The 11825-nt window shown below is 60.3% G+C and carries 12 protein-coding genes; 7 read left to right on the top strand and 5 right to left on the bottom strand.

The genetic code is table 11. The features are described from left to right. The first annotated feature begins 596 nt into the window (after positions 1 to 596). Entirely contained in the window at positions 597 to 1640 is a 1044-nt protein-coding gene (locus tag AC1D35_RS05410) for an NAD(P)-dependent alcohol dehydrogenase (protein ID WP_113301803.1), read from the top strand. 7 nt (positions 1641 to 1647) lie between these two features. On the opposite strand, the gene AC1D35_RS05405 is transcribed toward AC1D35_RS05410, so the two are convergent. From AC1D35_RS05405 to AC1D35_RS05390, 4 genes are all read right to left on the bottom strand, one after another. Beyond that, the gene (locus AC1D35_RS05405; RefSeq protein WP_113301802.1) at positions 1648 to 2214 is read right to left on the bottom strand and encodes a DedA family protein; all 567 of its coding nucleotides are present in this window, start codon (positions 2212 to 2214) and stop codon (positions 1648 to 1650) included. Between the two features lie 55 nt (positions 2215 to 2269). Further along, positions 2270 to 3631 (bottom strand): FAD-containing oxidoreductase, encoded by a 1362-nt coding sequence (locus AC1D35_RS05400; protein ID WP_477832952.1) that lies wholly within the window; start codon positions 3629 to 3631, stop codon positions 2270 to 2272. After that, the gene (locus AC1D35_RS05395; RefSeq protein WP_477938332.1) at positions 3631 to 4089 is read right to left on the bottom strand and encodes a DUF4126 family protein; all 459 of its coding nucleotides are present in this window, start codon (positions 4087 to 4089) and stop codon (positions 3631 to 3633) included. The genes AC1D35_RS05400 and AC1D35_RS05395 overlap by 1 nt, the downstream gene beginning before the upstream one ends. A gap of 96 nt (positions 4090 to 4185) precedes the next feature. Further along, positions 4186 to 5373, bottom strand: coding sequence for an acyl-CoA dehydrogenase (locus tag AC1D35_RS05390; protein ID WP_477938331.1), 1188 nt, complete (start codon positions 5371 to 5373; stop codon positions 4186 to 4188). A 215-nt stretch (positions 5374 to 5588) separates the two neighbouring features. Here AC1D35_RS05390 and AC1D35_RS05385 point away from each other — a divergent pair, with 215 nt between their 5' ends. Beyond that, positions 5589 to 5927, top strand: coding sequence for a cupin domain-containing protein (locus AC1D35_RS05385; protein WP_113301798.1), 339 nt, complete (start codon positions 5589 to 5591; stop codon positions 5925 to 5927). Here AC1D35_RS05385 and AC1D35_RS05380 read toward each other — a convergent pair whose 3' ends face one another. Then, complete coding sequence (locus AC1D35_RS05380) at positions 5928 to 6881, bottom strand: LysR family transcriptional regulator (protein WP_113508244.1); 954 nt, start codon at positions 6879 to 6881, stop codon at positions 5928 to 5930. Positions 6882 to 7132: 251 nt separating this feature from the next. Between AC1D35_RS05380 and AC1D35_RS05375 the strand changes: the two genes are divergently transcribed. Genes AC1D35_RS05375 through AC1D35_RS05355 form a run of 5 tightly spaced genes read left to right on the top strand, consistent with a single transcriptional unit; the run spans position 7133 to position 11717 of the window. Next, the gene (locus tag AC1D35_RS05375; protein ID WP_477938330.1) at positions 7133 to 8344 is read left to right on the top strand and encodes an ABC transporter substrate-binding protein; all 1212 of its coding nucleotides are present in this window, start codon (positions 7133 to 7135) and stop codon (positions 8342 to 8344) included. Positions 8345 to 8347: 3 nt separating this feature from the next. Next, positions 8348 to 9133, top strand: a complete 786-nt coding sequence (locus tag AC1D35_RS05370) for an ABC transporter ATP-binding protein (RefSeq protein ID WP_113508245.1) — start codon at positions 8348 to 8350, stop codon at positions 9131 to 9133. Next, entirely contained in the window at positions 9133 to 9834 is a 702-nt protein-coding gene (locus AC1D35_RS05365; protein ID WP_113508246.1) for an ABC transporter ATP-binding protein, read from the top strand. Before AC1D35_RS05370 ends, AC1D35_RS05365 begins: the two co-directional genes overlap by 1 nt. A gap of 4 nt (positions 9835 to 9838) precedes the next feature. Further along, the gene (locus AC1D35_RS05360; protein ID WP_113301793.1) at positions 9839 to 10726 is read left to right on the top strand and encodes a branched-chain amino acid ABC transporter permease; all 888 of its coding nucleotides are present in this window, start codon (positions 9839 to 9841) and stop codon (positions 10724 to 10726) included. A 1-nt stretch (position 10727) separates the two neighbouring features. Next, positions 10728 to 11717, top strand: coding sequence for a branched-chain amino acid ABC transporter permease (locus AC1D35_RS05355; RefSeq protein WP_113301792.1), 990 nt, complete (start codon positions 10728 to 10730; stop codon positions 11715 to 11717). Positions 11718 to 11825: the final 108 nt, after the last annotated feature.

The raw sequence follows: 11825 nt of genomic DNA, 5'->3' as shown, positions 1-11825 counted from the left end.
ATGCTTCCTCGATCGCCGCAGAAGCCTCGTTTGCGGCAAAGAGAAGCGATGCGAATAGGCAGAATGACACAATCGATTTCATGACGGTCTTCCTTGGATTGCCGATCCGCATGGTGCCGGGAGCGTCATGCCCCGTCACGCCATGCCGGCGCATGCCTAATAACGCTGCTGGGGCCGATTTCGATCCCGCATCCTTGCAATAACCCGCACCGGCTGAAGCAGCGGCTGTGGCTGGCGCCCCTGTCGGAGTGCTGCGACAGCTTCATCGACCAGGTTGCGCCAAAATTCGCGGAGCCGTCTTGTTATCTGCGAGTTGGAAGCCGAATTCCTGGCGACATTGTCGTTGTCGTGCTTCATTGCTTTCTCCTTCCACTTTGCCGTGATCCTTGAACAGAAATATAGTCCTCGGCGAGTTCTGGCGAAATCATACAGACGTCTAGGGAGCGCCTATCTTTCGGGTGATAAGCGTGTGAGCATTTCGTCATATATTGAGCAAAAGCCTCCTGGATATGATTGAATTGCTGGGCGTTGCGGTCTTATAGTCGGCCGCAAGGGCATCCCATGAATCGCGGGAGCCATAGGGAAGGAAACCGATCATGACCAAAGTCCGTGCGCTGGTACTGGAGCGCCAGCATGAGCTTGCGCTTCGCGATATCGATCTGCCTCTGGAGACGGGACCCGGGCAGGTGAAGATCAAGATCCATACCGTGGGCGTCTGCGGCTCTGATGTGCACTATTACACGCATGGCAAGATCGGCCCCTTCGTCGTCAACGAGCCTATGGTACTCGGCCATGAGGCGGCAGGCACGGTGGTCGAGGTCGGTGCCGGTGTGACGCATCTGAAGGTCGGCGACCGCGTCTGCATGGAACCCGGCATTCCCGATCCCAATTCCAAGGCGAGCCGGCTCGGCATGTACAATATCGATCCTGCTGTCGCCTTCTGGGCGACGCCGCCGATCCATGGCGTGCTGACGCCTGAGGTCGTGCATCCCGCCAACTATACGTTCAAGCTACCCGACAATGTCAGCTTTGCCGAAGGTGCGATGGTCGAGCCTTTTGCGGTCGGCATGCAGGCCGCGACCAAGGCGAAGATCGCACCCGGCGATACCGCCGTTGTTCTCGGCGCCGGTCCGATCGGCACGATGGTAGCGATTGCCGCCCTTGCCGGTGGTTGCGCCCGCGCGATTGTCGCCGACCTCGCCCAGCCGAAGCTCGATATCGCCGCCCAGTATCAGGGCGTTATCCCGGTCAATATCCGCGAGAAGAACCTTGCCGAGGAAGTCAGCCGATTGACCGATGGCTGGGGGGCCGACGTGGTCTTCGAATGCTCCGGTTCGCCGAAGGCGTGGGAGACGATCATGGCCCTGCCGCGTCCGGGCGGCGTCATCGTTGTCGTCGGCCTTCCGGTCAATCCGATCGGCTTCGACGTCTCCACGGCTTCCACCAAGGAAATCCGCATCGAGACGGTGTTCCGCTATGCGCACCAGTACGAGCGCTCGATCGCGCTTCTGGGATCGGGCCGCGTTGATCTCAAGCCGCTGATCTCCGAGACCTTCACCTTCGAAAATTCGATCAAGGCTTTCGACCGCGCGGTCGAGGCGCGCCCTGATGACGTCAAGCTGCAGATCGTCATGGAGTAAGGTGCCCCTAGGGGTGCCTTGTGAATGGTTTCATCCTGTGGAGCAGCACCGCGGCCGCGATGACGGCCGCGGCTGCGAGTGCGATCAGAAGATGGTTGTGTAGCGGAAGGCGACCGAGCATCTGTTCTATCCCATGTCCGAAGGCATAGCCGAGTGCGGTGAAAATCTGGCCCCAGACCAGCGCTGCCAGAAGATTGATGACGAGGAACTTCTGCGTCGATATGCGCGTCGTGCCGATCACGATCGGGCTGATTGTTCGCAATCCCACCAGAAAGCGGAACACGAAGATGAAGCCCGTCGGGTATTTTTCGAGAAGCTGCGTTACCCGCGCCAGCGCCGGCGTTTCCATGAGGCGACGAACGAAGCTCCATTGGGCTGCGTAGCGACCGGCGAAGAACCACATCTGGTCGCCGGCAAAGGACCCTGCCGAAGCCGCCATTGAGGCGGCCCAATAGGTCAGAAGGCCGCGATGCGCGATGACGCCGCCGAGAAAGGCGGCTGTCTCACCCTCAAAGGCGGTGCCGAGAAAGATGGCCGGGAGGCCGTAATTCTCGATCATAAGCTCGATGGACATCTGGCCTGCCTCGTTACTGGTTGCGATGCCGAGCTAGCGCTGTACCGTTGTCGGATCAGACCGCCTTCAGGTCGCCGAGCAGCGTCGGAATCAATTCCGAGACGGTTGGATGGATCGGCATGGACCATTGCAGCACCGGATAGGTCGTGCCGGCGTTCATGGCATCGATGAAGCCGTGAATCGCCTCGTCACCCTCGATGCCGAGGATCGCGGCGCCGAGGATTTCCTTTGTTTCGGCATCGGCGATTACCTTCATGAAGCCCTTGGTTTCGCCGCGCTCGTTGGCACGGCCGACCCGGCTCATCGGGCGGGTCGAGACCAGGATCTTGCGGCCGGAGGCGCGGGCCTGCTTTTCCGTCATGCCGACGCGGCCGAGTGGCGGGTCGATGTAAAGCGCATAGGCCGGAATACGGCTCGAAACCTTTCGGTCCCCGCCGTCGAGCAGGTTGGCGGCAGCTATTTCGAAGTCGTTGTAGGATGTATGGGTGAAAGCGCCGTGGCCGTTGCAATCACCAAGCGCCCAGATGCTGTCCACATTGGTGGCGAGCCGGTCGTCTACGGTGATGAAGCCGTGCTTGTCGGTGGCTACGCCCGCAACATCGAGGCCGAGATCATCGGTATTCGGCGTGCGGCCGGTGGCAACAAGTACATGGCTTGCCTCGATCGTTTCGGAATCGACCGTGATGGTTGCACCGTTGGCACTCTTTGCGAAGCTGATGGTGTTGACGTCGGTATGGATTTTTATGCCCTCGGATCTGAGGATATCGGCGATCGCATCAGAAATATCCTCATCCTCTCTGGAGGCGAGCTTCGGGCCGCGCTCGATCACGGTCACGTCTGCTCCGAAGCGCCGATACATCTGCGCGAATTCCAGGCCGATATAACTGCCGCCGATGATGGCGAGATGCTTGGGCAGACTGTCGAGATGAATGATGCCGGTGCTGGTCAGGTAGTCGATGTCGGCAAGACCCGGCATGTCGGGGATCGTCGGCCGCGCGCCGACATTCAGAAAGATCTTCGGTGCGGTCAGCGTTTCGCCGTTGACGGCGACTTCCTTGGGAGACGTGAAGCGGGCATGGCCGTAGATGACGGTCATGGTTTTTATGCCGTCGAACCAGCCGCTCAGCCCGTTTCGCGCATTCATGGTAACCGTCTCGGCTCGCCCACGCACCGTCTTCATGTCGATTGCGATCTCGCCCGGTATCTGCACGCCGTACTCGGCCCCGCGCCGCGCCACCTGGGCGGCACGCGCACTTGCCACCAGCGTCTTCGTCGGCATGCAACCGGCATTGACACAGGTGCCGCCGAGGAACTTGCGTTCGATCAGCGCCACCTTCATACCTTTTTCCGCCATACGGGCGGCCAGGAACGGGCCCGCTTGGCCGGCGCCGATGAAGATCGCGTCGAAGGTCTTCATCAGACTGCTGCTACGATGATGATTGCACCGATGATGGCGACGGCGTCTTCGATCAGGGCCGCCGGGCGATCCTGGCCGAAGGAGGCTGCGAGCCTGCCGCGAACAGCAGCCCCGCCAAGCGTGCCGWTGACAGCGCCGATAATGCCGGCGATCAGGCCACCGAAGAGCAGGCTGCTGGCTGCCCCGATCACGGCGCCGGAAAGCGCGCCCATGACGATGCGGGCGCCGAACTGGATCGGCACCTTGCGTGACGGCGTGGTGGGCAACTGGTCGGTAATGAGCTCAACGACAGCCAGTATGGTGAAGATCCAAGGTGTCCACTGGTAGCCCATGAAAGCAAGCGGCGTCTGAGAGAGATCGTACCAGCCGAGTGCGGCACCCCAGGCGACAGCGGCCGGTGCAGTCATGGCGCGAAGACCGGCAACGACACCGATCAGGAGTGCGAGCAGCAGAAACATAGGCAAATCCCCCTTGCACCGCCGGCCATTCTGCCGCGGTGAGGGGAGGTTTGCACATTGTTAACTCCGTTGCAATTCGCCTTGTGTGCGGCCGAATTAGTTGGAGAAGGAGGCAATGCCCGTGATCGCGCGGCCGAGAATGAGCGCATGAATGTCATGCGTTCCCTCATAGGTGTTGACCACCTCCAGATTGACGAGATGGCGGGCAACGCCGAACTCATCCGAAATGCCGTTGCCGCCCAGCATGTCGCGGGCTGCGCGGGCAATATCCAGCGCCTTGCCGCAGGAATTGCGCTTCAGGATGGAGGTCAGCTCGACCGGCGGATGGCCCTCTTCCTTCATGCGGCCGAGCCGCAAACATCCTTGAAACCCGAGCGAGATTTCCGTCGCCATGTCGGCAAGTTTCTTCTGGATGAGTTGGTTGGCGGCAAGCGGACGGCCGAACTGCTGGCGGTCGAGCGTATATTGCCGAGCCATGGCGTAGCAGGCCTCGGCAGCACCCAGCGCGCCCCACGCAATGCCGAAGCGGGCCGAGTTAAGGCATGTGAAAGGTCCCTTGAGGCCGGTGACGTCGGGCAGCAGGTTTTCTTCCGGCACGAAGACCTCGTCCATCACGACCTCGCCTGTTATCGAGGCGCGAAGCCCAACCTTGCCCTGGATCTTCGGCGCCGAGAGCCCCTTCCAGCCTTTTTCCAGGATGAAGCCGCGGATCAGCCCGTCCTCGGTCTTTGCCCAGACGACGAAGACATCGGCGATCGGTGCATTCGAAATCCAGGTCTTGGAGCCGGTCAGGCTATAGCCGCCATCGACCTTCCTTGCCCGCGTCGCCATGGAGCCCGGATCGGAGCCGTGATTGGGTTCCGTCAGGCCAAAGCAGCCGATCCATTCGCCGGTCGCAAGTTTCGGCAGATACTTCTTCTTCTGCTCCTCGGAGCCGAAAGCGTCGATCGGCACCATGACGAGGGAGGATTGCACGCTCATCATCGAGCGATAGCCGCTGTCGACGCGCTCAACCTCGCGCGCGATCAGACCATAGGCGACATAGCCGAGGCCGGCGCCGCCATATTTCGGATCGATCGTCGGGCCGAGAAGGCCGAGTTCGCCCATCTCGCGGAAGATCTCGGGATCGGTCTTCTCGTGACGAAAGGCTTCGAGAACGCGGGGCGCGAGCTTTTCCTGCGCGTATGCATGGGCGGTGTCCTGCACCATGCGCTCCTCGTCGGTCAGTTGCTCTACAAGCCGGAAGGGATCGGCCCAGTCGAAAACTTCGCGCGTATGCTGCATGTCCAGTCTCCTCACCACGGTTCAGGGCCCATTATTCAGGCATGCCTGATTTAAGGTCGCATAGACCCGCCGACTGGCGGCGTCAACACAAGCGACTATTGCACCAAAGATGCAGAAGTCGTCTTTTCAAATGCGGATCGTTGCGCCAGTTTGCGGCCGATGGATTCCGGCCGGATGGATTCGGGCCAGACAGATTTTCGTGTGAGGAGGCAGACATGTCATCGAGTGATCTCTTTGTATCGGCCGAAGGGGCCGAATGGGTTAACCCTGAGCCGGGTGTGACGCGGCGCATCATGGCCTATTTGCCCGAGATGATGATGGTTGAAGTCGCCTTCGAGCCGGGCGCTGTGGGTGCGGCGCATTTCCATCCGCATATCCAGGCAAGTTATGTGGCCGAAGGCAGCTTCGAAGTCACGATCGACGGCCGCACCGAAGTGTTGAAGCAAGGCGGCAGCTTCATCGTTCCGCCCAATCTCGTACACGGCGTCAAGGCGCTGGAGAAGGGCCGACTGATCGACACCTTCACCCCGCACCGCGCCGAATTCCTGAAATAGTCAGGTCTCGGCCTTTGCTTTCCGTGTCGGGGCGGGCACGTCGATATAGGGCGGGATGAAACAGACATCCTCGCTGCGGACGGCTTCGCGCAGGAAGTCGATGACAGCGCGCACGCGCGGCGCCTGCTTGAGATCGCGATGGCAGGTGATCCAGTAGTGGCGCTTGAGGTCGATCTCGTCGGGCAGCACGCGCACCAGTTCAGGATAACGGCAGGCGAAAAAATAGGGCAGGATGCCAAGGCCGAGGCCATTTCTGGTGGCCGTCAGCTGCGCGAAGATGCTCGAACTCTGGAACTGCGGCTTGATGCGCGGATGTACGTCGCCGAGATAATCGAGGCCCGGCGCGAAGATCATTTCCTCGATATAGCTGATGAAGGGATGGTTCAGCAGGTCGTCACGCGTCCTGATGGGGGCCGCGCGGGCAAGATAGTCGCGCGAGGCGTAGACCTGCAGATGATAGTCGGTCAGCTTTTCCGCAAAATAAGGGCCGCCCTTCGGCTCGTCGAGAACGACGGAAATATCCGCCTCCTTGCGCGAGAGAGACATGATCTGCTGGATGGTGACGAGTTCCAGCGCCAGATGCGGGTGACGGGCTGCAAATTGCGGCAACACCGTCGCAAAGAAGAAGTTGGCAAAGCCTTCCGGGGCGCTGAGGCGTACGAGACCGCGTTGGCTTAGCGAACCGTCAGCGAGATCGGCTCGCAACCGTTCCGTTTCCTGTTCCATCTTTTCGGCGGTTTCGACAAAGCGCGCGCCCATGGCGGTCAGCACGTAGCCGCGCGGGTTCCGCTCGAAAAGCTTTACCTTCAACGCAAATTCCAGCCGGTCGATGCGGCGTGAGACGGTGGCATGGCTGGAGCGCAATTGCCGCGCTGCCGTCGAAAGCTGGCCTGTGCGGGCGACGGCTAGAAAAAACTGCAGATCGTCCCAAGTAAATTGCGAGGCATGGCTCATCGGCGTCGTCCAATCCGTCTACGTCTTTGGTCTAATGCCGTCCGACAAAGAGTGCCGCAACTGTCTGCACAGGGGCATTTTGAAGGGTTCTGTACAAAAATGAACAGATACTGTTTGGAATTAGATGTAAACCGCCAGTTGCCTCATGGAGGGAATTCCGTGATCGTAAGGGCGGAGCGGCCGCTTTGAGGAGGGCGGGTCGCCAAATTTGAACAGATTCGCAATCTGGCCAATCTCTGGGAGGAGAGACAATGCGAAAGAATCTCATTGCGTCCGTTGCATTTTTGCTTGCTAGCAGTACAGCCGTACTCGCCCAGAACGCGGCTGTTTCCGACGGCAAGGTCAAGATCGGTATTCTAAACGATCAGTCGGGCGTCTATGCCGATTTCGGCGGCAAGTCCTCGGTCGAGGCTGCCAAGATGGCTGTCGAGGATTTCGGCGGCAAAGTGCTCGATATGCCGGTCGAGATCGTCGATGCCGACCACCAGAACAAGCCCGATATCGCCTCTAATATTGCCCGCCAGTGGTATGACACCGAGCAGGTCGACGCCATCATGGAACTGACGACGTCTTCCGTGGCGCTTGCCGTGCAGGCAGTGGCCAAGGAAAAGAAGAAGATCGATATCGTTACCGGTGCGGCAACGACCGACCTCACCGGCAAGGCCTGCTCGCCCTACGGCTTTCACTGGGCCTATGACACCCATGCGCTCGCCGTCGGCACCGGCGGCGCGCTGGTCAAACAGGGCGGCGACAGCTGGTTCTTCCTGACTGCGGACTATGCCTTCGGCTACTCACTGGAACAGCAGACCACGGATTACGTGAAAGCGAGCGGCGGCACGGTTGTCGGTTCGGTACGCCATCCCCTGTCCACGCAGGACTTCTCATCCTTTCTGCTGCAGGCGCAATCATCAGGTGCCAAGGTGATCGGCCTTGCCAATGCCGGCCTCGATACGTCGAACGCCATCAAGCAGGCGGCCGAATTCGGCATCACCCAGGGCGGCCAGCATCTGGCGGCATTGCTCTTCACGCTCGCTGAAGTCCATGGTCTTGGCCTTGAGGCCGCTCAAGGACTGACGCTGACGGAAGGCTATTACTGGAACCGCGACGACGACAGTCGCGCGTTCGCCAAGAAGTTCTTCGCCCGCACCGGCAAGATGCCGAACATGATCCACACCGGCACCTATTCGGCCGTTCTGCAATATCTGAAGGCGATCCAGAAGGCTGGCACGGACGAGACGGAAGCCGTCGCCAAACAGCTTCACGAAATGCCAGTCGATGACGTCTTCGGCCGTGGCGGCACGGTTGGCCCGAACGGCCGCATGATCCACGACATGTATCTGCTGCAGGTCAAGAAGCCCGCCGAAAGCAAGGAGCCGTGGGACTACTTCAACGTTCTCGCCACCATTCCCGGCAAGGAAGCCTATATCGACCCCGCCAAGAGCGGTTGCGATCTGGTGAAATAAGATATGGCGGTTTCCGCAATTGAAACACAGGCCAAGCCGCGGGTGGTGCTTTCCGCCCGCGGCCTGCGCCGCGATTTCGGCGGCTTCACCGCCGTCAAGAATGTCGATCTCGATGTACATGATGCAAGCGTGCATGCACTGATCGGGCCGAATGGTGCCGGCAAGACGACGGTTTTCAACCTGCTCACCAAGTTTCTGCAGCCGACATCGGGCACGATCACGCTGATGGGTACGGATATCACCAGGACGCCGCCAGACCGGGTGGCGCGTATGGGGCTCGTTCGCTCCTTCCAGATATCAGCCGTTTTTCCGCATCTGTCCGTACTCGACAATGTTCGGGTCGCCCTGCAGCGGCCGAACAATCTTTCCACGCAGTTCTGGCGGCCGCTTTCGGCGCTCGACAGACTCAACGACAGGGCCGAGCAGCTGCTTGCCAGCGTCGGTCTTTCCAAGGAGCGCGATCATATCGCCGCCGATCTGTCCTACGGGCGTAAACGGGTCCTTGAAATCGCAACCACGCTGGCGCTCGATCCGAAAGTGCTGCTGCTCGACGAGCCGATGGCTGGCATGGGGCAGGAGGATGTCGGTGTCGTCTCGGCCATCATTCGCGATGTCGCCCGCGACCGCGCGGTGCTGATGGTCGAACACAATCTCTCGGTCGTCGCCAATATCTGCCGGCATGTCACCGTGCTGCAGCGTGGCGAAATCCTCGCCGAGGGCGACTATGCGACCGTCAGCCAGGACGAGCGTGTGCGCCAGGCCTATATGGGCACGGAGGAGCACCACTGATGGCGCCGCTTCTCGAAGTCCAAGGGCTGAACGCCTGGTATGGCGAAAGCCATATCCTGCACGGCGTCGACATGACGGTCGGCGAGGGTGAGATGATCACCATTCTCGGCCGCAACGGCGTCGGAAAGACGACGACTTTGCGCACTATCACCGGCATCGTGCGTGCGCGAAAGGGCAAGATCAGCTTTGCCGGCACGGATATGATGCAGGTGCCGCTGCACAAGACGGCCCATAAGGGCATCGGTTTCGTGCCGGAAGAGCGCGGCATATTCTCGACCCTAACGGTCTCGGAGAACCTGCTCTTGCCACCGGTCGTGGCGCCGGGTGGCATGAGCCTCGATGAAATCTACGAGCTTTTTCCGAACCTTTATGAGCGGCGCGCGAGTTCCGGCACCAAGCTGTCGGGCGGCGAGCAGCAGATGCTGGCGATTGCCCGTATCCTGCGCACAGGCGTCCGCCTGTTGCTGCTGGACGAGCCAACAGAAGGCCTGGCGCCCGTGATCGTTCAGCGCATCGGCGAGGTACTGAAGGCATTGAAGGAACGCGGCATGACCATCGTTCTCGTCGAGCAGAACTTTCGCTTTGCGAGCCGTATTGCCGATCGCTTCTATCTGATGGATCATGGCCAGATGGTCTCGGAATTCCCGGTCGGTGAACTGCCGCAGCGCATGGATGTGCTGCACAAGGTTCTGGGAGTGTGACGCGATGACGATGATCTTCGGCATTCCCTTACAGGCGCTGCTCGGCCAGCTGCTGATCGGCCTGATCAACGGGTCCTTCTATGCGCTGCTGAGCCTTGGTCTTGCGATCATTTTCGGTCTTCTGCGCGTCATCAATTTCGCGCATGGCGCCCAATATATGCTCGGCGCCTTCGTCGCCTACCTGCTGCTGAATTATCTCGGTATCGGCTATTGGCCGTCTTTGTTGCTGGCGCCTGTCATTGTTGGCCTTGCCGGCGCGGTTGTCGAACGGCTGTTCCTGCGCCGGCTCTACGATCTCGATCCGCTCTACGGTCTGCTCTTCACGTTCGGCCTGGCGCTCGCGGTCGAAGGCACGTTCCGTTATCTCTACGGCTCATCCGGCCAGCCCTATGCAACGCCACCGGCACTGGCCGGCGGAATGAACCTCGGCTTCATGTTCCTGCCGATCTATCGCGGATGGGTGGTGATCGTCTCGCTCGTCATCTGCATCGGGACGTGGCTTTTGATCGAAAAGACCAAGCTCGGTGCCTATCTGCGCTCGGCGACGGAAAATGCCACGCTGGTCCAGGTCTTCGGCGTCAACGTGCCGGTTTTGCTGACCTTCACCTATGCGCTCGGGGCCAGCCTCGCCGCCTTTGCCGGCGTGCTGGCGGCACCGATCTATCAGGTCTCGCCGCTGATGGGCTCGAACATGATCATCGTCGTCTTCGCCGTGGTCGTGGTCGGCGGCATGGGCTCGATCATGGGCGCCATCATCACCGGCTATGTGCTCGGCATCGCGGAGGGCCTGACCAAGGTCTTCTATCCGGAAGCGTCCAATATCGTCATCTTTGTCATCATGGCGATCGTGCTTCTCATCAGGCCCGCGGGCCTCTTCGGCCGGGATGCGTGATATGGCTGACATCACCGAAACCATCCGAACGGAAAAGAGCCGCACCGCCCTTTCGGTGCAGACCGGGTTCCTGATTATCGGGCTCCTGCTTCTGCTGCTTGCGCCGTTTTTCTTCTACCCGATCTTCCTGATGAAGCTGCTCTGCTTCGCGCTCTTTGCCTGCGCCTTCAATCTGCTGCTCGGCTATACGGGTCTGCTCTCGTTCGGACACGCGACCTTCTTCGGCGGGGCGGCATATTTTACCGCCTATACGGTGAAGAGCTGGGGCTTTCCGCCGGAGTTCGGCATTCTCGTCGGCGTTGTCGGAGCAGCCTTTCTCGGTCTCGTCATGGGCTTCTTCGCGATCCGCCGACAGGGCATCTATTTCGCGATGATCACCCTGGCACTGTCGCAAATGTTCTTCTTCTTCTGCCTGCAGGCGAAATTTACCGAAGGTGAGGATGGCATCCAGTCCGTGCCGCGCGGCCATCTCTTCGGCTTTATTGATCTCAACAGCTCGACCAACATGTACTACTTCGTGCTGGCGGTGTTTCTGATTGGGCTTCTGATCATCTGGCGCTTCATCAATTCGCCCTTCGGCATGATCCTGAAATCGATCCGCGAAAACGAGCAACGGGCGATCTCGCTCGGCTATTCCGTGGCGCGCTACAAGCTTGGCGCCTTCGTGATGTCAGCAGCCCTTGCCGGGCTTGCCGGGTCGGTCAAGGCGCTGGTCTTCCAGTTTGCGACGCTGACGGATGTCGCTTGGCAGATGTCGGGCGAGGTGATCCTGATGACGCTGCTTGGCGGCATCGGCACGCTGATCGGCCCGGTCTTCGGCGCCGGGCTCGTCGTGACGCTGCAGAACTATCTCGCGACGTCGGAATTTCCGGTGACCATCATCACCGGCGTCGTCTTCATGATCTGCGTGCTGATCTTCCGCCGCGGTATCGTCGGTGAATTCTACGCCTCGCGGATCGGGCGTAAACTCGGTTTTGTCTATCGCCGCTGAACGGGCGGACCTCTTCTCCTGCAACGGGGGAAGATGTGCAGCGGCGCCGCGAAATCCCGCCTTCCCACTCCGGGGAGGCGGGATGCAGCTCATTTCGGAGTGCATGAT

The organism is Rhizobium sp. P1_E6 (genome assembly GCF_056405875.1).
Note: the sequence above shows the minus strand (reverse complement) of the source record. Positions and strands in the feature narration are given on the sequence as shown.